General features: G+C 34.3%; 22 protein-coding genes and 1 riboswitch. Of the genes, 5 read left to right on the forward strand and 17 right to left on the reverse strand.

The genetic code is table 11. From position 1 onward, the window contains the following. Positions 1-30: 30 nt before the first annotated feature. The 10 genes from CO726_RS18250 to CO726_RS18295 all read right to left on the reverse strand — a co-directional run bounded on the left by CO726_RS18250 (position 31) and on the right by CO726_RS18295 (position 12,257). Entirely contained in the window at positions 31-426 is a 396-nt protein-coding gene (locus CO726_RS18250; RefSeq protein ID WP_000358539.1) for a cytidine deaminase, read from the reverse strand. Between the two features lie 33 nt (positions 427-459). Further along, positions 460-1,761, reverse strand: coding sequence for a pyrimidine-nucleoside phosphorylase (locus CO726_RS18255; RefSeq protein WP_001983022.1), 1,302 nt, complete (start codon positions 1,759-1,761; stop codon positions 460-462). A 36-nt stretch (positions 1,762-1,797) separates the two neighbouring features. Beyond that, positions 1,798-2,979: a NupC/NupG family nucleoside CNT transporter gene (locus CO726_RS18260; RefSeq protein ID WP_099685185.1), complete on the reverse strand. Its 1,182-nt coding sequence runs from the start codon at positions 2,977-2,979 to the stop codon at positions 1,798-1,800. Positions 2,980-3,080: 101 nt separating this feature from the next. After that, on the reverse strand, positions 3,081-3,752 hold the full coding sequence (gene deoC, locus CO726_RS18265; RefSeq protein WP_001017433.1) for a deoxyribose-phosphate aldolase: 672 nt from the start codon (positions 3,750-3,752) through the stop codon (positions 3,081-3,083). A gap of 310 nt (positions 3,753-4,062) precedes the next feature. Next, positions 4,063-5,001 (reverse strand): DNA-binding transcriptional repressor DeoR, encoded by a 939-nt coding sequence (locus tag CO726_RS18270; protein ID WP_099685186.1) that lies wholly within the window; start codon positions 4,999-5,001, stop codon positions 4,063-4,065. 392 nt (positions 5,002-5,393) lie between these two features. Further along, positions 5,394-6,020, reverse strand: coding sequence for a LysE family translocator (locus CO726_RS18275; RefSeq protein ID WP_098762034.1), 627 nt, complete (start codon positions 6,018-6,020; stop codon positions 5,394-5,396). A gap of 219 nt (positions 6,021-6,239) precedes the next feature. Then, positions 6,240-7,319 carry a non-hemolytic enterotoxin NHE subunit C gene (gene nheC, locus CO726_RS18280; protein WP_099685187.1) on the reverse strand — a complete coding sequence of 360 codons (1,080 nt, stop codon included), beginning with the start codon at positions 7,317-7,319 and terminating at the stop codon, positions 6,240-6,242. A 107-nt stretch (positions 7,320-7,426) separates the two neighbouring features. Then, the gene (nheB, locus tag CO726_RS18285; RefSeq protein WP_000162978.1) at positions 7,427-8,635 is read right to left on the reverse strand and encodes a non-hemolytic enterotoxin NHE subunit B; all 1,209 of its coding nucleotides are present in this window, start codon (positions 8,633-8,635) and stop codon (positions 7,427-7,429) included. Positions 8,636-8,672: 37 nt separating this feature from the next. Further along, complete coding sequence (gene nheA / locus CO726_RS18290) at positions 8,673-9,833, reverse strand: non-hemolytic enterotoxin NHE subunit A (protein ID WP_099685188.1); 1,161 nt, start codon at positions 9,831-9,833, stop codon at positions 8,673-8,675. Between the two features lie 597 nt (positions 9,834-10,430). After that, positions 10,431-12,257 carry an APC family permease gene (locus tag CO726_RS18295; protein ID WP_099685189.1) on the reverse strand — a complete coding sequence of 609 codons (1,827 nt, stop codon included), beginning with the start codon at positions 12,255-12,257 and terminating at the stop codon, positions 10,431-10,433. Between the two features lie 144 nt (positions 12,258-12,401). After that, positions 12,402-12,548: riboswitch (cyclic di-AMP (ydaO/yuaA leader) on the reverse strand. A 140-nt stretch (positions 12,549-12,688) separates the two neighbouring features. On the opposite strand from CO726_RS18295, the gene CO726_RS32835 reads away from it, so the two are divergent. Further along, the gene (locus CO726_RS32835) at positions 12,689-12,817 is read left to right on the forward strand and encodes a hypothetical protein (RefSeq protein WP_281259844.1); all 129 of its coding nucleotides are present in this window, start codon (positions 12,689-12,691) and stop codon (positions 12,815-12,817) included. Positions 12,818-12,888: 71 nt separating this feature from the next. On the opposite strand, the gene panE is transcribed toward CO726_RS32835, so the two are convergent. Beyond that, on the reverse strand, positions 12,889-13,824 hold the full coding sequence (gene panE / locus CO726_RS18300) for a 2-dehydropantoate 2-reductase (protein WP_099685190.1): 936 nt from the start codon (positions 13,822-13,824) through the stop codon (positions 12,889-12,891). 175 nt (positions 13,825-13,999) lie between these two features. Here panE and CO726_RS18305 point away from each other — a divergent pair, with 175 nt between their 5' ends. Next, positions 14,000-15,475, forward strand: a complete 1,476-nt coding sequence (locus tag CO726_RS18305; protein ID WP_099685191.1) for a hypothetical protein — start codon at positions 14,000-14,002, stop codon at positions 15,473-15,475. A 156-nt stretch (positions 15,476-15,631) separates the two neighbouring features. On the opposite strand, the gene trhO is transcribed toward CO726_RS18305, so the two are convergent. Then, positions 15,632-16,591, reverse strand: coding sequence for an oxygen-dependent tRNA uridine(34) hydroxylase TrhO (trhO, locus tag CO726_RS18310; protein WP_099685192.1), 960 nt, complete (start codon positions 16,589-16,591; stop codon positions 15,632-15,634). Positions 16,592-17,068: 477 nt separating this feature from the next. Here trhO and CO726_RS18315 point away from each other — a divergent pair, with 477 nt between their 5' ends. After that, entirely contained in the window at positions 17,069-18,364 is a 1,296-nt protein-coding gene (locus CO726_RS18315; RefSeq protein ID WP_099685193.1) for an Nramp family divalent metal transporter, read from the forward strand. A 55-nt stretch (positions 18,365-18,419) separates the two neighbouring features. On the opposite strand, the gene CO726_RS18320 is transcribed toward CO726_RS18315, so the two are convergent. From CO726_RS18320 to CO726_RS18330, 3 genes are all read right to left on the reverse strand, one after another. Beyond that, positions 18,420-19,280: a M23 family metallopeptidase gene (locus CO726_RS18320; protein ID WP_099685194.1), complete on the reverse strand. Its 861-nt coding sequence runs from the start codon at positions 19,278-19,280 to the stop codon at positions 18,420-18,422. Between the two features lie 82 nt (positions 19,281-19,362). Then, positions 19,363-20,430 (reverse strand): HAMP domain-containing sensor histidine kinase, encoded by a 1,068-nt coding sequence (locus tag CO726_RS18325; RefSeq protein ID WP_136699730.1) that lies wholly within the window; start codon positions 20,428-20,430, stop codon positions 19,363-19,365. Next, positions 20,420-21,118, reverse strand: a complete 699-nt coding sequence (locus CO726_RS18330) for a response regulator transcription factor (RefSeq protein ID WP_099685196.1) — start codon at positions 21,116-21,118, stop codon at positions 20,420-20,422. The genes CO726_RS18325 and CO726_RS18330 overlap by 11 nt, the downstream gene beginning before the upstream one ends. Positions 21,119-21,260: 142 nt before the next feature. On the opposite strand from CO726_RS18330, the gene CO726_RS18335 reads away from it, so the two are divergent. Next, entirely contained in the window at positions 21,261-21,791 is a 531-nt protein-coding gene (locus CO726_RS18335; protein ID WP_099685197.1) for a GNAT family N-acetyltransferase, read from the forward strand. A gap of 51 nt (positions 21,792-21,842) precedes the next feature. Here the strand turns inward: CO726_RS18335 and CO726_RS18340 are convergent, their stop codons facing one another. Next, complete coding sequence (locus CO726_RS18340; protein WP_099685198.1) at positions 21,843-23,471, reverse strand: peptide ABC transporter substrate-binding protein; 1,629 nt, start codon at positions 23,469-23,471, stop codon at positions 21,843-21,845. Between the two features lie 591 nt (positions 23,472-24,062). Between CO726_RS18340 and CO726_RS18345 the strand changes: the two genes are divergently transcribed. After that, the gene (locus CO726_RS18345; protein ID WP_099685199.1) at positions 24,063-25,445 is read left to right on the forward strand and encodes an alpha/beta hydrolase; all 1,383 of its coding nucleotides are present in this window, start codon (positions 24,063-24,065) and stop codon (positions 25,443-25,445) included. Between the two features lie 205 nt (positions 25,446-25,650). Here the strand turns inward: CO726_RS18345 and CO726_RS18350 are convergent, their stop codons facing one another. Further along, on the reverse strand, positions 25,651-26,976 hold the full coding sequence (locus CO726_RS18350) for a bifunctional S-methyl-5'-thioadenosine deaminase/S-adenosylhomocysteine deaminase (RefSeq protein WP_136699732.1): 1,326 nt from the start codon (positions 26,974-26,976) through the stop codon (positions 25,651-25,653). Positions 26,977-26,985 lie beyond the last annotated feature (9 nt).

Genomic DNA, 26,985 nt, shown 5'->3' on the forward strand with positions numbered 1-26,985 from the left:
CAAATAATAATTGCAGAATGGCTTTTCAATTTATTTTAAATCTTCTATTGAGAACGCACCTGGCAGTAATTGCTCAACAGTTACTTCTTTTTCATCGCCTTTTACATTCGTTAGTAAAACTGGCATTTTCGGTTCACAGAATTCAGCAATTACTTGTCTACAAGCACCACACGGTGAAATCGGTCCGTCCGTTTCTCCTGTGATGACTAAATAACTAAAGTCGCGCTCACCTTCTGATACTGCTTTAAAGATCGCTGTTCTTTCTGCACAGTTACATAAACCGTAAGAAGCATTTTCTATATTACAACCAGTATAGATTTTCCCTTCTTTCGTAACTAACGCTGCACCAACAGGAAATTTTGAATACGGAATATATGCTTTCGATAACATCTTGTTTGCTTCTTCAATATATTTTTTCTTATCCATATTATTTCCCCCTCAAAGTAAACGAAATGATGATTAGTCAGTAATAACTGTATGAACTAATTTAGGAGCCACTGCTGTTTCAGCGATAGAGATGTTCTCATAAATTTTTGCTTTTACATCTTCCACATTTTCACGATTTGCGTAGATCGTTACGAACGGTTCGCCTTCTTTTACTGCATCGCCAACTTTTTTACGTAACATTAATCCTACTGCTAAATCAATTTCATCTTCTTTTGTTGCGCGGCCAGCACCTAATAACATAGCTGCGATACCGATTTCATCTGCAACAATGTTAGAAATAACACCTGAAGTTTTTGCAGGTACATCAATTACATACTTAGCTTGTGGCATTTTTTCTGGATTGTCTACAATGGAGCTATCTCCGCCTTGATTGCTTAAGAACTCTTTAAATTTCTCAGTTGCTTTTCCGTTTTTCATAACTTCAATTAGCATTTCACGAGCTTCTTCTAACGTATTTGCTTTTTTCGCAAGTACGACCATTTGACTTCCTAATACGAGTACTAATTCTGTTAAATCTTCTGGACCTTCACCTTTTAACGTATCAATTGCTTCTTTCACTTCTAGAGCATTACCAATCGCAAATCCAAGAGGTTGTGACATATCTGAAATAACTGCCATTGTTTGACGTCCTACATTATTTCCGATACGTACCATTGCATGTGCTAATTCTTTTGCATCTTCTTCTGTTTTCATAAATGCACCAGCACCTGTTTTTACATCAAGTACGATTGCGTCAGCACCAGCTGCAATTTTTTTACTCATAATTGAACTTGCGATTAAAGGAATTGAGTTAACAGTTCCTGTTACGTCACGTAATGCATAAATCTTTTTATCTGCAGGCGTTAAGTTTCCTGTTTGTCCAATAACAGCTACTTTGTCACGGTTTACAATATCGATGAACTGCTCTTTCGTAATTTCAACGTGGAATCCTTCTACCGCCTCTAATTTATCAATTGTTCCGCCTGTATGTCCTAAACCACGACCAGACATTTTTGCGACTGGTACATCTAAAGCAGCTACTAATGGTCCTAATACTAATGTTGTTGTATCACCAACACCGCCAGTAGAGTGTTTGTCTACTTTAATTCCTTCAATTGCTGATAAGTCGATCGTCTCTCCAGACTCCACCATTGCCATCGTTAAATCTGCACGCTCACGATCTGTCATATCTTTAAAGAAGATTGCCATTGCAAGTGCACTCACTTGATAATCAGGAATACTTCCGTCTGTATATCCATTAATAAAGAATTTGATTTCTTCAGTCGTTAATTCTTTGCCGTCACGTTTTTTCGCAATAATATCTACCATTCTCATTACAATCACCATTCCTTTTTATATTATATGAATCTGTTAAAATAATAAGCCCACGATTGTTGCTGATAAGAAACTTACTAATGTTGCACCGAAAAGTAATTTCAAACCAAATCTGGCGACTACATTCCCTTGCTTTTCATTTAAGCTCTTAACTGCCCCAGCAATAATTCCAATTGAAGAGAAGTTTGCAAATGAAACTAAGAATACAGATATAATCGCTGTCGTTCTATCTGAGAAATTAAAGTTTCCTTGTGCTAAATCTGTCATAGCGACAAATTCATTCGATACAAGTTTTGTTGCCATAATATTTCCGGCATTAACTGCTTCATGCCAAGGTATCCCCATAATAAATGCAAATGGTGCAAATACATAACCAAGAATTTCTTGGAATGAAATACCGATTACACCTTTAAATACTGCATTAATGAATGCGATAAGAGCAACGAAACCAATTAACATAGCTGCTACTGTAATCGCAACTTTAAATCCATCTATAATGTATTCCCCTAATACTTCAAAGAACGTCTTTTTCTCTTCTTCTTGTACTTCTAACATATCTTCTTCTTCAGTAACTTCATAAGGGTTAATGATAGAAGCGATAATAAAGCCACCGAATAAGTTAAGTACTAAAGCGGTTACAACATATTGCGGTTTTAATAACACCATATACGATCCAACGATAGACATTGAAACGGTAGACATTGCAGATGCACATAATGTATACATTCTTTTCTCTGGCAATAATTCTAATTGTTTCTTAACTGAAATAAACACTTCAGATTGTCCTAAAATCGCAGAAGCAACAGCGTTATATGATTCTAGTTTCCCCATTCCATTTACTTTACTTAATGCTAGACCGATAGATTTAACAATGATAGGTAACACTTTAATGTGTTGCAAAATACCTATTAAAGCTGATATAAATACGATTGGCATTAATACACTTAAAAAGAACGAAAACTCTTTTTGATTTACTAATCCACCAAATACGAAATTCACACCATCAGCGGCATATTTTAATAGTTCTCCAAAACCATCTGCTATTCCGCTAATTAATATATTCCCTACACTAGTATTTAATAATAAAAACCCAAAAATGAATTGTAATATAACCATCGTTATGATTGGGCGATATTTGACTTTCTTTCTATCATTACTAGCAAGCCAAGCAATACCTAAAATCAATACGAGGCCAAAAATACCAATTAAGTATTTCATAAGCCGTTTCCTCCCATTCGTATCCGCTTACATTTTTTCAATTGTTAAAGCAATAGATACACTTTACTTTGTGTATCTATTGCTCTTGACTTCATTAATGATTAGTAGTTATCTGTAGCACCTTTTGCATCATTTAATACGATTGCAACACTAGCACTTGCTCCAACGCGAGAAGCTCCAGCAGCTACCATTTTGTCTGCATCTTCACGTGTACGAACGCCACCAGATGCTTTTACACCAACGTTTGGTCCTACTGTTTTACGCATTAATGCGATATCTTCAGCAGTTGCTCCGCCAGTTGAGAATCCAGTTGAAGTTTTTACGAAGTCAGCACCAGCTTTTACTGATAATTCACAAGCGCGTACTTTCTCTTCATCTGTTAGAAGGCAAGTTTCAATGATTACTTTTACAAGAGCCTTTCCTTTTGCTGCTTGTACTACTTCATAAATGTCTTTTTCAACAAGTTCGTTGTCGCCATCTTTTAAAGCGCCTACGTTGATTACCATATCAACTTCAGTTGCACCTTTTGCGATAGCATCTTTTGTTTCAAATGCTTTTGTTTCAGTAGTGCTTGCTCCTAATGGGAAACCGATTACAGTACAAACATCTACATCATGTCCAGCTAATTCATCAGCCGCTAATTTTACCCATGTTGGATTAATACAAACAGAAGCGAATTTATATTCCTTTGCTTCTTCGATTACTTTCATAACATCTTCTTTTGTAGAATTAGCTTTTAAAATTGTATGGTCAATTAACTTTGCAATATTCATTATCTTCACTCCTCATATCTTTTAACAACTTCATTCTAACTCTTAGTTGAACAAATGTAAATACACTTTTGAAATTTCGTTCATTCTTTTATAAAGGAATTTTCTTTTAGTAAATAAAGCGCATTCTAACTAAGAAACACTTCATACAATCAAAAGTTTTATATTAACAATGGTAGTATGTATCTCAATATCCATAATTATTTTTAAAAAGGCAATTTGTATTCAAAAAACACTCCATAATTCATACATAACAAAATAAAAGGCTTTCTCAAAATTAACATTTTGAGAAAGCCTTTTATTTCTAACCTTTTTAATAATGTAACAATTCTTTTGCTGTATGCTGATCTATAATTAATACATTTGCATATCCGCCACGTAACGCACCATCAATTGCTTTTATTTTTCTATTACCACCAGCAACTAAAATAGAGCGTTTCTTTAATTTCAGTTCCTCTAACTCAATTCCAATGGTCCGCTTATTAATTTCCTCGCTACTAATATTTCCGTCCCCATCAAAGAATCGTGAACAAATGTCACCAACCGATTGTTTTTTGAGTAAACTCGTTTCATCCTGATCGAAATAACCTAATCGGAATAATAGCGCTTCATCTCGCACTGTTCCTACAGTGAAAATTGCAATATTCGCTTGTTTCCCCATTTCGATAATGTGATGAATATGTCGATCCTGCTCTACTAATTCTTTTGTCACTGCATTATCAAATATAACTGGAAGAGGTAGATTTCTTGGCGTCGTTTGAAAAGCATCTGCAAATAAAGCTATCGTCTCATTCGCATATGTATTTACACTCGAATGACTAATACCACCTTTTAACTGGACGACTTCTACACCTTTTACATGTTGCGGTACGATTTTTCTAGCGATTTCATACATCGTCATTCCCCAGCTTACACCGACGATATCACCGTTTTTAACCGTCTTTTCCATATACTCAGCTGCATATTTACTTATATACTCTGTAATCGTTACATATTCTGGCACTGGAGAAAATACTACATGTGCCTCTAACAAGTTATACTTTTCTTTCAGTAAATTCCCAACGTTATCTAAATCAGCAAATGGATCAGCTATACTAATTTGAACAAATCCTTTTTCTTTCGCGTACTTTAATAACCTAGAAATCGTCGGTCTTGAAATATTTAATTTGTTAGCAATTTCTTGCTGACTATAATCTGATTGATAATATAACCTTGCAACTTCAACACTTAATTGTTGTTTATCTTTATCCATAGTAACTCAATACAAATCCTTTCCTGTATTTCCCTTCCGTTACAAGCATTATACAGCTTTATGCAAGAAATTTCGACTACCGAATTTTATCTACCTAAACTTCTACTCCACGTAGTATATACAATGAAAATTTAATCAATGGGGATTTTGTCCATCCCCTACTGATTATCATCCCTCAAAAATTGGGCGTTTACGGACGACTCGGCTCCCATAATGTAGAATTTTTTCTTATTAAGCAAACAGGTCGGATTATTGAGGAACTCATTTTTAAAGCTCAAATTAGATATGTGTATAAAATTAGTATGTAGGTGTGAAGTCAATTATAAAATGGTAGTTTTAGAATAAATAAGAGAAATAACCACTATTGATTATTTCTCTTTTCATGTACATATTTATTTTTGGAAAAATAACCTAACTCCAAATACTAATAATACTGTACCCGTAATACCCTCTATCGTACGGTTCACTCGTTCTTTTCTTAAAAAAGTTCTTAATTGGCGTATTAGCGAGATATAAAGCAAATACCATATTGCGGTCAAAGTTGTAAATGTGAGCCCTAACAAAAGAAATTGGAAGAAATGACTTTGATTACTCACAATAAATTGAGGTAAAAAACTAAGGAAAAATACAGCCGTTTTTGGATTTAAGATTGCCGTTGTAAATCCTTGTCTAAAACTTTTAATCGTTCCAGTATCCTTAGAGTTCATTTCAATTGCACCTGACATGTCCTCTTTTTTAGAAAAGGCACTTTTAATTGACTTTACAGCTAAGTAAATTAAATAAAAAGCCCCGGCATATTTTATAAATGTAAATAACATAGAAAATTTCATCAGGATGGCAGAGAGTCCTAGCGTAGCCATTATTGTATGAATCATCATTCCAGATATCGTTCCTAAAACAGTCTTTATTCCACCATTTTTGCCATACGAGATAGTATTTTTTGTAACTAGTGCAAAACCAGGACCAGGCATTATTATGATTAGCATTGCTGTAAGAATAAATAATAAATAATTTTCCATGTTCTAGTATTTCCTTTCCAATTTTTAGTTTTGCTTACAGTATAGCTTTTTTCATTAAAACATTAAATATAAAAAGCTTGATTAGAAGTTTATCTAGGTTATTAGTATCAATTTGACTAAACATCATCCAAAAGCCACATGAAAAACTTATATATAAATTTACAAGTTCAACTCTCACAAAAACGAGATAAAAAATAAACAGCGAAACTAGTCCACTGTTTACTTCGTCACGCCTTCATGCAATTTTTCTGTATAATCTTTTACGTCTTTCCAGCTATCTTTTGCTGTATGTAAATCTTCTTTTATAAACGTAAATTCTTCAGGACTGATTCCTTTCACGTTTTGTAGTAAATTATTGTATTTTGCCCCTACTGTATACCACTGATTTGATATATTTTGCAGTGCTGTAATTGCTGCATCGATTGTTTCAGTCATGTTTGTTGTTTTATTTTTTACATCTGTCAAAATTGCGACTTCTGCTTGTGCTCCATAAATTCTATCTTTTAAATTGGCTATTTCGCGTTCTGCATTTGCGATATCTTTTTTCGCAACGGCAATCATCGGTCCGCCAGCAAGACATGTTATTAATGCTACGCAAAGTACACCACCAGCAATGACCATATCATTACTCTTTTTGATTGAATCGTTATATGTATTGATTTGTTGCTCTAGAGCCGGAATGCCCGCATTCGTACTTGCTAAAATCGCTGTTAATTGATTTGTATCCTCTTTAAAACTATTTGTGTCTTTCGCCATTCTATCGCGAAAAGCTTTCAAATCCCCTAATAATACATCTACCTCTTTTTGATTCTTTACAATATCCGCATACAACTTTTCTAAATCCGCTTTTAACTTTACGCTATCCTTTTGATCAATCGCTATTAGCATGCTATTATAATACAATTGAAAAGTATTATTGTAATTAATAATATTTTGATCCGTTTTCATAATTTGAGGCTTCATATTATTTAACCAATATGCCGCATTAATTTTTGCATCTCTTTGATGCTGAATCATATTCTCTTTAAACTCACTATTAATCGAACTTATTTTACTTAAATCCGTCTCTTGTTGATTTTGAATTAATTTTGCATATGAATCCATTGCGAATATGCTCGATGTCGTTTGTGCCATAACATCTTGGAATCCAGCTGGTCCGAGAGAATAGTTTTTCGCATTTTCTTGTAGCACCTTTACGTTTTGTTCTGCTGCAAAAGGATGTAAAGGAAATGCATTACTCGTTGCCACCCCAGCAATCATTAATGTTAAAAGACATTTTTTATAAAATCGTTTCTGCATATTTTTCACCTATTCTCTTTATAAAAGTATCAAAAGCTCCTGCTCACAACTGAACAGGAGCTTCAACTCATTCATCAATAATTAACACTCTAACGATTCGGATTCGATTATGCTTTTTTCGTATCTACTACTTTAATATCTTCAGCATAAATTTTTTCTGCATAATCTTTAATGTTTTTCCAGCTATCTTTCGCAATGTTTAAATCTTCTTTAATGAAAACAAGGTCATTTGGACTAATTGAATCTACATTTTGAAGTAAAGAATTGTATTTTGACCCCATTGTATACCATTGATTTGAAATGTTTTGCAACGCTGTAATAGCAGTATCAATAGTATTTGTTAAATACTCAGTTTGTGTTTTAATGTTCGTTAATCCCGCTACCTCTAATTGAGCAGTTGTAACTTGTCCTGTTATTTTTTGAATTTCTGCCTGTGCATTATCAAGTTCTTTCTTCGCTAATACGATACCAGCTGTACCACCGCCTACAGCCGCTGTGCCTCCTGCAATTAATGCGACTCCTAGCGGCGTTCCTGCTCCCGTAGCAATTACAACTGCACCACCGATAATTGCAATTGGCCCTAGAGCTGTCGCAACAGATGAACCGATAATAATTGCATTATATTTACTAATTGCTTCATTATACGTTGTGATTTGATTTTGCAGAAGCGGGATTCCTGCATCTTGACTAGCTAAAATAGATGTAATTTGATTTGCATCACCCTTGAAGTTTTGCGTATCCGAAGTCATTTTATTTCGGAATTTCTTCAAGTCTTCTACTAACTGATCTACTTGCGCTTTATTTTCATTAATACTACTTGATAACCTAGTTAAACCTTTCGTAAGCGTCGCTTTATCTTTTGCATCTACCGCAGCAACTAAAGTATCATAATAGTTTTGGAATTTCGTATTGTAGTTAATGATATTTTGATTCGTTGAAATAAGCTGTGGCTTTAATACATCTAACCATTGCTTCGCATTTCCTCTAGCTGTATCTTGGTGCTGAATCACTTTTCCTTTTAAAGCAGCATCAACAGTTGATACATTTCCAAAGTTAACATTACCTTGTTTAATGATTGTTAAAGCGTACAGATCCATTACTAAAGCGTTTGAACCTGTTCTTTCCATTGCATCTTTTAGGCCTTCTGGTCCTAATGAGTATTCTTCATAGTCATTATAAGCTTTTGCTACCGCATGAACTGGAGCTTGTTTCACTGTACTTTCAGCTGCATACGTATGGGCCGGCATAATATTTCCTGCTGCAAATACTGCCATAAGTGCTGATAGAGCCATTACTTTATAAGGTTTTTTTGTCATTTTTCTTCTCTCCCTATATCGCTAATTATTTTTCTGTTTAATGTACTTCAACGTTTGTAACGTAATCTTCAAATTGATTTGTTTGTTTATTCATTTCATCACTTACTTTTTTAATTTGATTGAAATGTTTTTGAAGTAAACTACTATCTGTATACGTACCTTCTTCAACATTCTTTTGAATTTGGATCATATTATTGTTTAGAACTTTCCAATCCGTTAATAACGTTTCTAACGTTGAGATTTGACGATCAATTAGTTCTGTAAAGCTACTTACTTGATCTTCAACGAATGTAATTTGTGTCGCCTCTGCTTCAGTTTGTGATAACTTTTGAATAAGTGGTAGTAGCTCTTTTTGCTTTTGCTGAATGCGAAGAGCTGCTTCTCTCGTTTGACTATCTGCAGCATTTACAATTTCATTACTTAAAGTACCGATAGAAACAAAATCAATTGTTTTCGTTTGTGCAGTTTGATTTGTAATTGTAAATACTTGTTTACCGATATTAATAGAACCTTTAATAATTTCTTGAGGTCTATTCAAAATAGTCGTTAATTCAGCTTGAATTTCCCCTTGAATTCTTTTAATATCTTCTCTCAATTTCACAATATCTCCACTTGATCCTTGTAGTGTTTTTATTGCTTCATCAGCTTTAATTGATAAGTTGCTACTATCTTTGTCTAATACCGTTTTAAATCGATTTAACTCTAATAAATCTTGTTCCATACTCTCTTGGATGCTTTGTACTTGCAATTGTAATTTTCCATATGCACTTGTAAAATCTGCTTTTGCCTGTTCATCTTCATTTACGTTTCCTGCTAGTTCATAGAGCTTACTATAATAATTATTAAATCTAGTACTATATCTCATCATCTCTTGATTTAAGTCGATTAGCTTCGGATTATATTCATCAATCCACTCTCTTACATTTGCCTTTGCAAACTTTTGATGATTCGTCAAACTACTCATCGCATTCACCTTAATGTCTGGCTGTTGTAAAATAACTAATCCGTATGCTTGTATAAGCGGTGACTGTGATCCTAACATTCTAATTGAATTGGATAATGTATTTGGAGCAATTACATTTTGTGCATATACTGCTTTCACTTCTGTTTGCCCCTCCTCAGCGTAAGCGCTTACAGGAATAAAACAACTCGTAGATACTGCTGTAACCAATAACCCTGTAATGAAAGTCTTTTTCACTTTAACTCCTCCTATGTATGAGCAACTATTACTATCGCATTTTATTATTCTATTTTCTTGCACATAATTTGAGATGGTCAAAATAGAGAACGTTCTCACCGCGATCCATGTATGAACCACCTCTCTTGTATTGCTACGGTACTTACTTATCGCCAGAAAACACTTTATTATTTTTCATATGTGTTTAGTATGAATAACACTGTATAAATTTTCTATTCCATCGAAATTCCCACATTCACATAGTGAATATATTACATAAAAATATTATTCATTTTAAACTAAATAACATACGTAAATATGAAATTGCATTTTGTTTTCATTTAAGTTTTGTACTGTAAGGTCATTTAAACACAGCTATTTATATAACGTAAAGAAGTATTTTCATTCCCTTTATTTTCAAGCTTTTATGTCCTTATTTCAAAATATAATCCAATTCACTTTACCGATTAAAATATCTATATAACACAACAGAAAACTCTACTTACTAACAATCAGTAAAATTATATTAATATAATTTTTAAACTCATATGCAATTATGCATACCATATACACAAAAAGGATAGCTTCAATTTCTTGAAGCTATCCTTAAAAATCTTCTTACTTTTTCAAATGATATGGCACTGTTGTAATAACAACATTTCTTTTATAAAGTAAATACGCACGTATGAGTAAACTAGATTGATTATGAAGAATATTATGCCAACCTTTTTTCGGAATGAATTGTGGTATAACGACCGTAACTCGGTAATTTGATTCACTCGCTTTATATTGTACTGTATCAATAAACTTTGTTAGTGGCTGAATAATACTTCTATAATGGGAATATAATGTAACAAGCCGTACATCAGGTTGCCACTTCTTCCACTTCTCTTCAAATTTCTTTTCCTCTTCTCTGTCAAAAGCAACATATACAGCGATAACTTGATCTGTAGAAAGAGACTTAGCATAGTTCAATGAATTTTCTACGACATGAGTCATACCAGCTACAGGAACGACAATTACATTTCCTTCAATCGGAACAAGCCGTTCACAAGTTTTTAAACTTAATTGATCACCCACTGCATCATAATGCTTCTTAATTCGATGAAACACGAAGATAATAACAGGTAAGAAAATAAGAATCGACCAAACTTGTGCAAATTTAGTTAAAAAGAACATGCTCATTACGATAAAACTAATAACTGCACCAATTGAATTAATCGTTAACTTCAAAATCCATCCTTCGGGCTTTTCACGAAGCCATTTTAATACCATCCCTGTTTGAGAAAGTGTAAATGGAATAAATACACCTACTGCATATAACGGAATTAAATGCTCTGTTTGCCCTTGAAAAGCTACAATTAAAATAATCGATGCGATTCCAAGTATAATAATACCGTTTGAGTAACCTAGGCGGTCTCCTCTAATTGTAAACATTCTCGGTATAAACTTATCTTTTGCAAGGTTAACTGCTAATAGCGGAAATGCAGAATAACCTGTATTAGCAGCAAGAATTAGTATTAAAGCAGTTGTGCCTTGTATGAAATAGTACATGAAATTGCGCCCAAAAGTTTGTTCAGCAATTTGTGAAACAACTGTTACTTCCTTACTTGGATTAATTCCATAATAATACGCTAAAAAGACAATTCCTGAAAATAAAACTGCAAGTAATGCCCCCATTGCAAGCAATGTTTTCGCTGCATTGTTAGGTGCAGGATCCTTAAAGTTTGGGATTGCGTTAGATATCGCCTCAACACCTGTTAAAGCAGAGCTTCCTGAGGCAAATGCTCGTAACAGTAAGAACAAACTAATTCCTGCAACTGGTGTTCCAATCGGTGTGTGTAAATTCGGTGATACGTGACCTGTTAAAATATTGTATATCCCTACACCAATTAATATAAATAGTGCTAAAACAAACAAATAAACAGGATATGCTAAAACGGAAGCTGATTCTGTTACCCCTCTTAAATTTAATATCGTAATCAATATAACAAATATAACTGCAATAATTACGTTGTGTGCATGTAAGCTCGGAAAAGCAGATGTAATTGCATCTGTACCTGCGGACACACTTACCGCTACCGTTAAAATATAATCGACTAATAAAGACCCTCCAGCTATTAATCCCGGATTCATCCCTAAATTTTCTTTTGATACAACATACGCGCCCCCGCCATGCGGATAAGCAAAAATAATTTGTCGATAAGATAAAATAAGAGCTGTCAATAACACTAATACTCCAACAGCTATCGGAATAGAATACCAATACGCTATTGCTCCAAGACCTGTTAAAGCAATTAAAATTTGCTCTGGACCGTAAGCAACCGATGATAAAGCGTCAGAAGATAGAATGGCTAACGCCTTCGTTTTATTGAGCTTTTGTTCTCCAAGCTCAGTTGATTTTAACGGCCTTCCAATTAAAAATTTTTTGATAGATGAAACCACTGCTGTCCACTCTCCAATAATTTTGTACGAACTTTTCTGCTTGTTACAGCTAATAGACTATTTCTTCAGAAAACAAAAAATGTCTACAAGCCATCAAGAAATAGACTTGTAGACATTAATTTTTTTGTCGCACAAGCTCCACCTTCCTTCTCAATATAACGCTTACGAGGTTAGCTGTCGGATTCGGGCCTATGAGTAGCCCTACCTTTTTCAAGGATTCACCCCATTGAATTATGCACTAATTCATTAGAACGGGTCCCCCGTACCGTGCGGTTTCAGCGATTTAGAAAATTGAAACTGTGGATTATAATACCCCTTTATTTTCAAAATGTAAACAAAAATTTTTAAAAAGGAAAAATTTAAAATGATCGCGCATAATCCACCGAAAAACATGCATAATGAATACTAAAAAATCCACAAAGGAGACCCGTATGTCTAAAGAAAAGAAACCTATTTTTTCCGATTCATATTTAGATGCATTAGCAAGTGAAATTAATCAGTTATACAGTAAACGTGAACAGGAAATAAATTTGACAGATAGAACTAAAAGAAATAAATAATTTGTCATACAAAAATAAAAAAGATAGCAATACACTTATATATTGCTATCTTTTTTATTTTTTCATACATCCTATTCTATAACGGATCTGTTAAAGGACACCTCTTCATACACCTTTAAATTTTGATATACAGCACCTAACAATGGTGCTTCTATAGAAAATTGCTCTGCTAAATCCAATAAATATCCTTGTAAGTGATTACCTTCAATGAGCGAACCTTTTTCCATATCACGCTGCATCGATGACTTCATATCATACGAAATTTTATTAATCGTTTTCATATGTTCCTGGGCAATATTTCCCTTTACAGGAGCTCCTAATGCCCTCATGATTTGTACAGATTCTTCAAATAAATTTCGGATAAAATCTCGACCGCCTTCGCTTTCACGAATCGGTCCTATTGGTGCACGCATTAATGTTGTCACACCTGACATTACAGTAATAAATAAATATTTATGCCACATATCTTGCGTAATATTTTCACTTAAAACAAAACTAGATTTCGTACCTGCAAATGCTTTAGCAATATGCTGTATTCTCTCTGAATCGTGAAGCTTAATTTCGCCAAATACAAGCCTGTTGGCAGCACTAGTTTGCACTATTTCTCCTTGATCGTTTAACGTCGTTTCGATAAAGCATAAACCGCCAATCACTTTTTCTTCACCGAATTCTTTTTGTAATAGTGATAAATGAGCGATACCGTTTAACAATGGAATGATTACAGTATTTTTACCTACAAACGGCTTCAAATCTTGAATTGCCTCGTTTAGATGGTACGCTTTTGTTGAAAACAAAATGACATCAAATGGAGAAGTTCGATCTTCTTTCGTTATTAATTTCGGTTGGAAAGAAAAATCCCCATTAACACTTCGGATTACAAGTCCCCTTTCCTCCAATTGTTCTTTCCGTTTACTACGAACAAGAAACGTAACATCTTCTCCCTTTTCGACTAATCTGCCACCAAAAAAACCTCCGACTCCACCAGCTCCTAATACTAAAATCCGCATACAACACCCCCCTATTCAAAATACAAGTTTATAACTTTTAGTATACATAACATTATACATATCCCCTACTAAATAAGCTGAATGTTCATTCTTAACCGAGTATAAAACAGTGGTTATTTTCAAATAAATTTGGGCATGTTGTTTTTATAGCATATATGGAAAGGAAACAATGTAAATGGAGGCAATACAAACAATCGAGGAAAAAGATGTAACAACAGCTATATTTCAATTTATATTCCCGTTTTCTTTTAAAACTGGATATGAACAAAATATGTTCCCCTTCTTACAGAAAAATGATTTTCGCCCTTTTCGACTCAATCATCTTGAAAATGAGAATACATACTACGGAAAGTTTCAAGTTTCACATCAAAATATGGAAGCATACTATCTTTCATTTACAAATAAAATTCTATTTCCTCACTCAGAGCATCAAAAAGGATTACAGCGCTATTCTAAAGACCTTAACTTGACTGGACATTTAACAACAAATCTTATTTCTGTTCCATTCAAGATTCATTCTATTGACGTAACACTTTGTCCTTATGAGCTTGGCTTCTTAACAATTCGGACAGAAGTAGAAACGACTCCAAACACGACATTATCAGAAGCAATTGAATTTGCTGCCCGCTTCCGTGTACTTGAAACTAAAAATAATACATGTGAGACTATTTGCATTGAATGTAATGGAAAACAATATTCACAAGTAGAGAAGCTTATATTCGGTGATTTATTTCATGGCTTAACAGACTTCTTTGAGAACAAGAGATTGCGGAGCTCTTACTTTCAAACATTTCCATTCTTTGAAGATCAACGAATGTATGTACAAACGTTATTATCCATAAACAAAGAGTCAGACCTTCATGTAATCGATGTATACCGAGCTTCCAGTCTTTCCGGATTAACAGACGATGGTAAGCCGTATATTAGCGCAAATAATGTTCCTTATATTCAAGATTATTTATCAAAACATTCTTATCAAAGATGGGCTCCTAATCGCTACTTTATTATGGAAGAACATATTTTCACATGTATAACAAACGAAGGGGAACACGAATTTGCTAAACTTGCTAGTCAAATGTACGGGGAGTTTTATTACGCTTTGTTATTAAATCTATTTCATAAAGTTGTTTTATTGAAAATGGCAAACGCTTATGCTGAGCTAAATATTGAACAAGATACAAATGAAATAGAGAAATTAATTTATTCAATCAATTCATTTACAGCGAATTACTTTTCTTTAGAGTTAGTATCCCAATCACAGAGTGAAGATATTTTCTTCCGCTTAAGAAAGCTATTTAACATTGAAGTACTATACTCGAATGCAAAACAAAATCTTGATAGTTTGTTTAGATATCAAGAAAACGTCGCTTCTAAAAAAGATAGCCTTTTACTATTAATTTTAACGCTCTACTCTGTAGTAGGTCAAATGTTAGGGTTTACTATGATTGATCTTTTAAGAAACACCGATTCAAACAAAATATCGTCGCCACTTGAATTTTTCGCGCTTTTAATAGCAATTAGCGGCATAGTCATTTCACTTATTTTAGGTGCACAAAGTTTATACCAATGGAGTCTACAACATAAACGAAGAAAAGCATGGGTAAAACAAACTGTACTTTCTGCTGTGAAAGAGAAAGATGATAAGAAGTAAAGAAGGTTATTTTCCAATTACAAATACGTGGTACACTTCAGTAAATGAGATTTTCATCAGCGATTTTTAAAATATATCGACTTACCGACAAAACAAAGAAACGCATAGTAAAAAAAGTACTCCAAAATAAAATTTGGAGTACTTTTTTATTAAAGCTTACTTTCCTGCTTCGATTTTCTCTAATGCAGCAGCTACTTGTTCTTCCGTTAATTCATGTTGTATTACATAGCGGTTACGTGGACTTACACGACATTCATGAGAACATGCACGTAAATATTTCGCTTCGTTTTCTTCAGAACATAAAATTTTCTTATTACATTCTGGATTTGAACAGTTTACATAGCGCTCACATGGTTCACCTGTAAAGTGGTCTTTACCAACGATAACATGTTCTTTTTGGTTTACTGGAACAGCGATACGCTCATCAAACACGTAACATTGTCCATTCCAAAGCTCACCTTGTACTTCTGGATCTTTTCCGTACGTTACAATTCCGCCGTGAAGCTGGCTTACATCTTCATAACCTTCACGAACTAACCAACCAGAGAATTTCTCACAACGAATTCCGCCTGTACAGTATGTTAAAATCTTTTTACCTTCAAGTACTTCTTTATTGTCTCGAATCCAATCTGGTAATTCACGGAATGATTCGATATCAGGTTTAATCGCACCTTTGAAGTGTCCTAAATCAAACTCATAATCATTTCGTGCATCAATGATAACTGTATCTTCTTGTTTCATTGCTTCATAAAAATCTTTTGGCTCTAAATACTTCCCAGTTATTTCATGTGGGTTAATGTCATCTTCTAGACGAAGTGTAACTAACTCTGGACGAGGACGTACGTGCATTTTCTTGAATGCATGCCCTTCTTCTTCATCTATTTTAAATACGATGCCATCAAAACGTGGATCATTGTTCATTGCTTCCATGTATTTCTCTGTTTGTTCTACAGTTCCAGAACAAGTTCCGTTAATACCTTCTTTCGCTACAAGAATTCTTCCTTTTAATTCAAGCGAATTACAAAATTCTAAATGCTCTGCAGCAAATTCTTCTGGGTTTTCAATTGTTGTGTACATGTAATATAGTAATACTCTGTATGGTTTTGTAGTTGCCAATGTATTTCTACCACCTATCTAATTTTTAAAATCATGTATAAGTTAACGTTCATATCAAAACATATATAATAAGAAAATGAATCCCATTTTCTTTTCTTTATACTATTTTCTATCAGTTAACAAAAATAAAAACAAGATTACACATCAAAACACTATGGTTATGTTGTAATCCCAATATATTATATATCATACAAATGCAATTCCATCAATTAATATGCTGTATTATAGGCTTTATGTTCACATAAATTTCAAAAACAGCCCTTTAATTCATTATGTTTCCCCACGTCATCACACCATAAACTCCCAATTTATTTTACGTTATTACACCATCCATTGCATAAAGGCATATAATTTGCATTAAGGAAACTTTCGTGTTCAAATGAAATTATTACATAACATATTTAAATGTATTGAAATAATGAGTAAGAATAAATACAATAATTTCATCAAGTTAACATTTTAAAGGGGAAAACTACTATGAATAAAGATATAACAAAAGATGAACATCTCCCTTCTGAAAGTACAACTGTACAATCAGCTCACTTAGCTTTAAGTGGAGAAACAAAAGGCTGGAAAAGACTGTTACCATTTTTAGGACCCGCTTTTATCGCGTCCGTTGCTTATATTGATCCTGGCAACTTTGCTACAAATATCGCAGCTGGTTCACAATATGGATATTTACTATTATGGGTTATATTCGCTTCTAACTTAATGGCTGTATTAATCCAAACTTTATCGGCTAAATTAGGAATTGCTACAGGAAACAATTTACCCGAAATAGCTCGTGAACACTTTCCAAAACCTGTGTCTATCGGTTTATGGATACAAGGTGAACTAGTTATTATGGCTACAGATTTAGCGGAATTTATTGGAGCTGCATTGGGGCTTTACTTACTATTTGGGATTCCGATGCTACCTGCCGCTTTAATTACTGCAGTCGGATCATTTATTATTCTCGAGTTTCAACGTAGAGGATTTCGTCCACTAGAAGCTATTATTACTGGAATGATTTTCATTGTAGTAATCGCTTTCGGGATTCAAGTTTTTTATGCAAAACCAGAATTAAGTCCCCTTCTTTCAGGACTATTTATTCCAAAATTCCAAGGTGTAGACAGTATATTACTTGGAGCAGGGATATTAGGCGCGACAGTTATGCCACATGCAATATATTTACATTCTGCATTGACACAACGCCGCGTGGTCGGAACAACTGACGAACAAAAGAAAAAGATTTTCCGTTTCGAATTTATCGATATTATTATTGCAATGGTTATCGCTGGCGCAATTAATGCGAGTATGTTAATTGTAGCAGCTGCACTATTCTTTAAAAACGGTATGCAAGTTGAAGATTTAGATGTGGCATACACTCAGTTTAGCAACTTAGTCGGTCCTGTATCAGCTGCGTTATTTGGGATTGGACTTTTATCAGCAGGTTTATCAAGCTCTTCTGTCGGTACAATGTCAGGTGACATTATTATGCAAGGTTTCATTCGAATGCATATTCCGTTATACTTACGCCGCTTTATTACAATGATTCCACCATTAGTTATTATCGCTTTAGGTGTAAATCCAACTTACGCTCTAGTCATGAGCCAAGTTGTCTTATCATTCGGTATTGCCTTTGCATTAGTACCACTTATTATGTTTACAAGTAATAAAAAGATTATGGGTGCACTCGTTAATCACCGCATAACAACCTTTATCGCTTGGATCATTGCTGCACTTGTTATCATTTTAAATATTTTCTTACTGTATCAAACATTTGTAGGGTAATGAGAAAAGGTATTCCAATAAACTGGAATACCTTTTTTAATGAAGTAATTCTCTTCTAATTACCTCTTATATATGTCCCTCTTTCCGGCATCATCGCACCTTTTTCAGTTTGAAAGTACAGTGGCAATCCTTCTGCTAAAAACATACTTACCTTTGATGGATCCTGCCTTTGATGATGAATATGTAAATGTGGCTCACTTGAACTTCCTGAGTTACCTACTTGAGCAAGAAACTCTCCTTCATTTACATGTTGTCCTTCCCTCACTTTAATTGACCCTTTCTTTAAATGGGCAAGAATCAAAAATGTGCCTGTTTCATCTACTCGTAAATATATGTGATTCCCCGCCATCGACTGAAAATTTTCCGATCCAGGAACTAAATCTTGGTCATTATTATTAATTGAAACAACCGTCCCAGAAGCTGGTGCCATTACTTTCGCTCCGAATATTCCATAATCCACTAACTTATTACTTTTTACTTCAGCAGGTGGAATGAGAATATCATATGCCCATCGTTCATTCGGTTTTGTAACGTGATAGTTCGTTTCTAACCGATCACCACCCCAGCCTACTAGTGCTCTTTCATTTAAAGGAAAACGAACGACTATTTTAGGATTCATAGACTGTACATTTGCTGGATAAGCAAGTCCGCCTATGTTAGCAAACCAACCTAAAGGCCAAGCCCCAATTATAGAGAAAAGAACTATGAAGAGTAGCGTTCTATCTAACCGCTTTCTGAAAATGCCTTTCCACACAAATAGTAATACTGACCCTATCAAAATAAGGATTGATACTAGGCTAAACGCTTGTATACTCCACCAAAAAACGACTGATATAATACCATTAGCTAAATAAACTACACTCCAACTTGTAATTAAAAAAGCAACTAAAATTACTAATACATATTTCTTCCACATGTTGTATCCCTACTCTCATATCTTTGTTCTACATGATACGAAGTGAAAATTACGACATATAAAAGAAATACTTACGACTTTCTTACATTTCTTTATACTGCGGTAAAACGATAGTGAAAACAGTTTCCATATCGTTACTACGCACAGTAATATCTCCTTTATGAAGTTCCGCTATACTTCTCGCAATTGCAAGTCCCATCCCTTTTCCACCCGTATGAGAGTTACGTGATTTTTCACCACGATAAAACTTCTCAAAAACGTAAGGAAGGTTCTCATTCGGAATGCATTGTCCAAAATTTTTAATTTCTATTTCAACATTCATATCTCTTTTTGAAACTTGAATTAAAAGCTCCTTTCCGTCTTTCCCGTACATAATACTATTACTAATTACATTTTCAAATAGCCTCACCATAAGCGCTACATCCATTTCCACATGTAACTCCTTATCACCTTTCATACAAAAGCTCATATCAGCATCATCTAGTTGTGGTACAAAATCAATCATGATTTGTTCAATGAACGCTTTCATATTTACTACACTTTTATGTAATTCGAGCTCTCTATAATTTATTTGACAGTATTCTAATAAATCATCTACTTGATTTTTTAATTCATAACTTTTTCGCTTTAATATGCTTACATACTGTTCACATTCTTCTCCATTTGAATGCAACTTATTTCCTAACAAGTCCGCGTAACCGATTAGAGATGTTACAGGAGTTCGTAAATCATGAGAAATATTACTAATCATTTCATTTTTCATTTCCTGTGATTTCTTTTCATTCTCGATAGACTCTTTTAAACTTTTGGCCATTCTATTTACATTCGCCGCTAATTCACCAATCTCGTCATTTTTTGAAATAGGTATATGTATTTCCAAATTACCATTACTTATCTCCTTCACGTTCTTATTAATTTCAGACAATCTTTTCATCATTGTTTTTGTCATACATGCAAAGTATGTCGTAGTAAAAATCAAAAAAACTATAAAATATAAAAATGAATATTTTTCCTCTAATGCAGTAACATGACTATACATATATCCAATTAAAATTTGAAACACTATTATACTTGCAGTTGCTAATAAGATGCTACATATGAATGCGATAAAAAACTTAGCTCTAATGCCTTGTAATGATTTAATCTTCAATTTTATATCCGACTCCCCAAACATTTTGAATAAACTTCGGTTCTTTTGGATCCTCTTCAATTTTATTTCTTAATCTTGCAATATGAACCATTACTGTATTATTGCTTTCATAGGCTCTTTCTTTCCAAACGCTTTCATATATTTCTTCAATAGTAAAAACACGATTCTTCGCAGCCACCATTAAGTACAAAATATCATATTCAGTTTTCGTAAGATTGATTGTTTCTCCATATAACATTACTGTTCTCGACACTTCATCTATTTCTAAACCTCTAATACTTATTTTCTTTTCTATTACTTGGACAGCATTTTGATTGAAATATGTATACCTTCTTAATTGAGCTTTCACTCTCGCTATAAATTCAATTGTACTAAACGGCTTCACAATATAATCATCTGCCCCAGTACTAAATCCAATTACTTTATCTACATCCGATGATTTTGCACTTAAAAACATAATTGGCAAACTATGTTTCTCTCTAATTCTTCTACACAATTCTATCCCATCCATTTGTGGCATCATAATATCCAAAATAGCAAGTTGAATACTATTATTATTTATTATTTCTAAAGCCTCTTCTCCGTTATGAGCACTAAAAACTTTAAAACCTTCTTGCATTAAATTCACTTTCATAAATCTAACAATATCTTGATCATCATCTACAATTAAAATTGAATTTTTCTCCATATACAAACCTCTTTTTGAAATATATTCCACAATCAATTTTATCATAAATTAAAACCATACTTCCCTCTTGAATAATCTTTATTTTCAGACTAAATTATATAATAACAACACATTCTAGTTTCAAAAGAAATGGAGTGAAAGCATGTTTCCTATATTGAAAACCGACCGACTCATTTTAAGAGAACTTACCGAAGAAGATGCACCGAGTATACTACAATGCTTCTCTAATACTGACGTACTGCGCTATTATGGGCAAAAGCCATTACAGGATATTGATCAAGTAAAACAAATCATTCATAACTTTAAACTGAGTTACAATGCAAGAAGCGGTATAAAATGGGGAATCGAATTAAAAGACAAGAAAGAACTCATTGGTACCATTGGTTTTCACGACTGGCTCTCTGAGCATAAACGAGCCAATATAAGTTATGCCTTTCTCCCTGAACACTGGGGAAATGGGTATGCGACTGAAACGGTTTCTGAAGTTATATCATACGGTTTCCACACCCTTCATTTAAAACGTATCGGGGCAATTGTATTTCTTGAAAATGAAGCTTCCAATAAAGTTCTATTAAAATTAGGTTTTGAAAAAGAAGGAGTTCTAAAAAATTATATGTATCAAGATGATATTCCATATGATACGAATTTTTATTCTTTATTAAAATCGTTTTAATAGAAGTTATGCGTAAAAAACCTTACTTTTTAAAAGTAAGGTTTTTTGTATTTATTCATTAGTAATATAAGCATTCTTATAAGTATAAATACCACCAAATTGATGCTTTTCAATTCCTTTTACGTACTCCTTTTGTACATAAGCTGAGCCAATATGATAAAGCGGTGCAACAGCTGCATCTTCTAATAAGACCTGCTCAGCTTCTCGCAACACTTTCCATCGTTTTTCCGAATCTAGTACTAGCTCATTTTTCGCTTTCTTTATTAATTCATCATAACGAAGATTAGAGTAACTCATTTTATTATTCGGATTACCCGTCGTAAATAGTTCTAAATAACTAATTGGGTCTTTATAATCGGGTCCCCAATTTGCCATAGTTATATCGTAATCACCTGTTTGTTCTAACTGTAATTTTTGCTTAAATGGCTGTTGTTTAATTTGTATCGTTAATCCATGCAAATTCTTTTCTAAATCACCTTTTACATATTCAGCCATACGTTTTGCATTATCTTGTTCAAACGTTAAAAACTCGAGGTTTACTTGCTCTACTCCAAGCTCTTTTTTCGCTTCTTCCCAAATTTTTTTCGCATTTTGCAAATCATATGAAGAAAGATTTCCGTTTTCTTTTCTAAAATCTTTACCCGTCTCTTCGTTTACATGACCAACTGGTACAAGTCCGCCTGCAGATTTTGCCCCGTTATTAATAAAGTGAGTAACGAAATCTTCTTTATTTAACGCGAATGAGATAGATTGACGTACCTTTTTATTTGCTAATGCATTATTTTTTTCATTAAAACGTAGCATAGCAATTCCAGGTTCGCTCGACATATGTAATTCCTTACTTCCTTTATACTTATCTACAAATTGAGAATTAATAGGCACCCGGTCCAAATCACCAGCTTCGTATAAATTAACAACCGTCATTGTATCCTTTACAATTTGAAAGTTTATTTCGTCTAATTTCACTTTCTTTTTATCCCAATATGTAGCATTCTTCTTTAATTGAAACTCTTGTTCATGCTTCCATTTCTCTAATACAAATGGGCCGTTATATATGAGATTACTAGGTTCCAATGCATAATTTTTTTCTTGCTCTTTCAAAAATGATTCATTCTGTGGTAAGTAAATAGGTAAAGCTAATAGTTGTAAGAAGTATGGAATCGGCTGTTCTAGTTCCACTTCTAACTTATAATCATTTATAACTTTAACCCCAAGTGCATCAAGAGGCATTGTTCCCTTATTTATCTCTTTCGCATTTTTCACGTAAAAGAGCATATATGCATATTGAGACGCTGTTTCAGGGTTAATTGCACGTTTCCATGCAAACATAAAATCATTTGCTGTCACACTCTCTCCATTTGACCATTTTGCATCTTTACGCAAATCAAATGTATATTTTTTACCATCTTCACTTCTTGTAAGCGATTTTGCTACTGCTGGAATCGGCTGATCTTGAGCATCTAATACATACAATCCTTCAAATATGTTTTGCATAACGTGCGCTGATGTACCATCCATCGTTTTCGCAGTATCAAGAGAAGGAATTTCTTCTGATACTGTTACATTTAATACTTGTTTTTTTGCCTCTGTATCACTTTTATTTGCCTTATTATTACAAGCTATTAATAATAAAGATGTAACAAGTGCCATTACCATTAAATGGCTCTTTTTTAACTTCATGAATTGTTCTCCTTACATATAAAATGTTATAAAGCGTAATATATTATAGCAGAAATACTAACAGAAAGATGCGACATTCTTTTGAATATTTATTCGTTCAAAAAAAAAGCTCCCCTTTTAAAAAGGATAGCTAAAGATTGAATGTATAATCTGCGCTGTTCGCTCAAGTGTTTATAAAAAATCTCTTATTGCATCCCCCCCCTTTTTGTTTTAACTTTTCTTCTGTTTCATGTAAATTCCCCCATAACTAACTTAATAGGCGTATAGGGTACAGTTTGGTTGGGATATCTTCGTATCTCCATTCAGCAATGTCACTTTGCTTTTTGGAATCCAGGTCAAGTAGAAAGTGATATTTTACAAATCTTATACACTTAAGGATTTTGTAAGGATCAAGTAAGAAAAACGAGAACTTTGTTTCGTATAGTCAAAATATAAAGTGAAGGAAGAAAGAGAGGTTAGGAGTTGCCAGAGCGATTACGACAAAACCAGAACTGTTGTTTTAGATGAACATATCAATGATTTAGACGTTGTTACAACAGAACCTTAATTTATCATACCTGTTTTTTACCATCACATATCGGAGGTTAAAACATGAATAAAAAAAAGAAAATACAAAAATCAGTACTTTCCTTTACCCTACTCTTTTCTTTAGGCATTTCATCTTTTCCGCTTACAACAGCTATTCACGCAGATACACGTGAGAAACCACCTGTAGAAAAGAAACGAGTCTCTTTAACAGAGCGTACATCATTATTCCTTGAATATCTCCAGCAAGGTAAGTATGCAGAGGCACTTCAGTTGATGTCTGCTGCTTTTCAATCCAAGTTTACAGCAAACACATTACAAAACTGGTGGACACAAAGTGGCTGGAGCGGGATAAAAAGCATGGGAACCCCCATGATAAAAGAACGAAACTTGGTCCATCAGACGGTGGAAATTTCAGGAACTATTGAAGGAACTACCATACCGTTACTCCTTAAATTCACACCTGGTGGGAAAGTAGATGAAATTGGGATAAAGACGCCTCCGGAATCTTATATTATCCCGCATCCTAGATATGATCAGCCTGCTTCCTATCAAGAACGTGAAATCGTCATTGGAAATTCTACCTATCCGTTACCAGCCACATTAACCGTTCCGAGACATAAGTCTGGTGAAAAGGTACCCGTAGTTGTTCTTGTTCATGGTGCTGGCATCCATGATCGTGATAGTACATATCTGGGAACAAAAATCTTACGAGACCTTGCGGTAGGCCTTTCGTCGAACGGAATTGCAGTGTTGCGCTATGAAAAACGCACCTTAGAACACGCATTAAAGATGAGTGCAGAACCTGTGACGTTAGACCGTGATACTACAGATGATGCCATATATGCAGCAAAATCAGCAGCGCAGCAGGAAGGCATTGATCCAAATAATATTTTCATTCTTGGACATAGTCTAGGAGCTGGCGCAATGCCGCGTATACTGAGCAAATCACCTTCCTCACTTGTTAGAGGAAGTATCTTACTCGCACCACCTGCACGCCCATTGACTGACATTGCCATTGATCAGAATCAATACCTAGGGGCGCCAGAGGAAGTAATCGATGAACTAAAAAGACAGGTCGCTTTTATCCAAGATCCTACTTTCAATCCTGACCATCCTCCAGCTGGCTACAATTTTGGGTCGCCTCATTTTATGTATGATGTTTCTAGGTGGCGTCCAGTTGAAGAGGCAAGATCACGAAAAGAGCCTTTACTGATTCTGCAAGGAACACGGGATTATCAAGTAACAGTAAAAAATGAATATACAAAATGGCAGGAAGGGCTTTCAAACCGCAGGAATGTTCAGTTCAATGAATACCCAAAATTGAATCATTTCTTCACGGAGGGTGATGGGGAATTAAGTCTTCCTAGTGAATATGAAATCCCTGCTAATGTTCCTGAGTATGTCATCCGGGACATTATTAAATGGGTCAACGAGACAAAAAAATAAGAAACATCAAAATCCTTCATATAATCATTATTACGTGAAGGATTTTTTGAAACTAGTGATTTTATCTAAATCATTCTCTTCTGTTTTATTAATCAACACTGATAAAAAATCTATCCTTTCCCTCTTTTTATCAATGTTGGCACAAAAAAAGGGTCAGACACAAAAACAGGATGTGGAGAAGACCTTCTCCACATCCTGAAAATACCTATCTTTGCAAACCTCGTTTATATCGACTTGCTTCAAATATAATACGCTCTTCATCTAACGTTTTACATTCGCTATTCCAAACGACACGTTTTCCGTTAATGATTACATCGCTTATATCTTTTCCACTAGCAGCATACACAAGATGTGATAACACTTCATCTGCTGGTTGTAAATGCGGCTTATTAGATGGGTCAATCGTAATAAAATCGGCACACTTTCCAACCTCAAGTGATCCTGTTTGTTTCATCCCAATTACTTCAGCAGCTCCTTTAGTCGCAAGTGTAAGTGCTGTTTCAACTGGTAACGCTGTTGCATCTTGATGAATGCCTTTTTGTAGTAAAGTCGCTATGCGCATTTCTTCAAACATATCTAAATTATTGTTAGATGCCACACTATCTGTTGCAATTCCTACTTTCACTCCCGCTTCTAGCATCGCTTTTACATTCGCTATACCAGAACCTAGTTTTAAATTACTATTCGGATTATGAGCTACTCGAACGTCATGTTCTGCTAAAAATGCACGCTCATTGTCATTTAATACTACACCGTGTGCAATAACTGTCGGTCGTTTAAACAATCCGCAACTTGCTGCATATTCTACTGGACGTTTTCCGTACTGTGCTTCAATATCACGTACTTCACGCTCTGTTTCCGAAAGGTGAATATGAACCATCGTTTGATTTTCTACTGCAATACGTGCACACTCTTCTAACAGTTCTGTACTGCATGTATATGGACTATGCGGTGCAACCATCGTAGTTAACATGCCACTTTCGTTATAGTAACGCTTCACATATTTCTCAGCTTCTTCAATTGCTTTCTTTTCATCTTCTCTCGTTCCAAAGCTAAATAAAGTTCTTGAAACAGCAGCTCGCATCCCGCTCCTTGATACCGTTTCCATAATGGCATCTTGATCTACTCCAATTGGATTAAACATATCAGAGAATGATGTTGTACCACTTTTCACCATTTCAAGTAATCCTAGTTCCGTACTAGCAACCGCAAGTTCTGGAGTAAATTGACTTTCAAGTGGCCAAATTCTTGTCTCAAGCCATGGTTGTAATAACATATCATCGCCAATACCTCTTAAGAGACTCATTACAACGTGTGTATGTGTATTTACAAGCCCTGGTAAAACCCACTTTCCTTTCATGTCAATTACTTCATCTACTTCAAAATCACTAGCGAATTCTCCGCTCTTTACATCTATAATTTGATCATTTTCTACAATGATATATCCATTTTCTATCACTTCATTTTGTTCATTCATCGTTACGATTGTAGCGTTTACATAAGTTGTTTTCAAAAGTATTTCCCCTTTCAACTCTATGAA

Source organism: Bacillus fungorum (assembly GCF_002746455.1).
GTDB classification, from domain to species: domain Bacteria; phylum Bacillota; class Bacilli; order Bacillales; family Bacillaceae_G; genus Bacillus_A; species Bacillus_A fungorum.

Coding starts and splice junctions, on each gene's coding strand:
- CO726_RS18250 (WP_000358539.1), bottom strand. CDS start 426: ATGGATAAGAAAAAATATATTGAAGAAGCAAACAAGATGTTATCGAAA.
- CO726_RS18255 (WP_001983022.1), bottom strand. CDS start 1,761: ATGAGAATGGTAGATATTATTGCGAAAAAACGTGACGGCAAAGAATTA.
- CO726_RS18260 (WP_099685185.1), bottom strand. CDS start 2,979: ATGAAATACTTAATTGGTATTTTTGGCCTCGTATTGATTTTAGGTATT.
- deoC (WP_001017433.1), bottom strand. CDS start 3,752: ATGAATATTGCAAAGTTAATTGACCATACAATTTTAAAAGCTAATTCT.
- CO726_RS18270 (WP_099685186.1), bottom strand. CDS start 5,001: ATGGATAAAGATAAACAACAATTAAGTGTTGAAGTTGCAAGGTTATAT.
- CO726_RS18275 (WP_098762034.1), bottom strand. CDS start 6,020: ATGGAAAATTATTTATTATTTATTCTTACAGCAATGCTAATCATAATA.
- nheC (WP_099685187.1), bottom strand. CDS start 7,319: ATGCAGAAACGATTTTATAAAAAATGTCTTTTAACATTAATGATTGCT.
- nheB (WP_000162978.1), bottom strand. CDS start 8,635: ATGACAAAAAAACCTTATAAAGTAATGGCTCTATCAGCACTTATGGCA.
- CO726_RS32835 (WP_281259844.1), top strand. CDS start 12,689: ATGTCTAAAGAAAAGAAACCTATTTTTTCCGATTCATATTTAGATGCA.
- panE (WP_099685190.1), bottom strand. CDS start 13,824: ATGCGGATTTTAGTATTAGGAGCTGGTGGAGTCGGAGGTTTTTTTGGT.
- CO726_RS18305 (WP_099685191.1), top strand. CDS start 14,000: ATGGAGGCAATACAAACAATCGAGGAAAAAGATGTAACAACAGCTATA.
- CO726_RS18315 (WP_099685193.1), top strand. CDS start 17,069: ATGAATAAAGATATAACAAAAGATGAACATCTCCCTTCTGAAAGTACA.
- CO726_RS18320 (WP_099685194.1), bottom strand. CDS start 19,280: ATGTGGAAGAAATATGTATTAGTAATTTTAGTTGCTTTTTTAATTACA.
- CO726_RS18330 (WP_099685196.1), bottom strand. CDS start 21,118: ATGGAGAAAAATTCAATTTTAATTGTAGATGATGATCAAGATATTGTT.
- CO726_RS18335 (WP_099685197.1), top strand. CDS start 21,261: ATGTTTCCTATATTGAAAACCGACCGACTCATTTTAAGAGAACTTACC.
- CO726_RS18340 (WP_099685198.1), bottom strand. CDS start 23,471: ATGAAGTTAAAAAAGAGCCATTTAATGGTAATGGCACTTGTTACATCT.
- CO726_RS18345 (WP_099685199.1), top strand. CDS start 24,063: ATGAATAAAAAAAAGAAAATACAAAAATCAGTACTTTCCTTTACCCTA.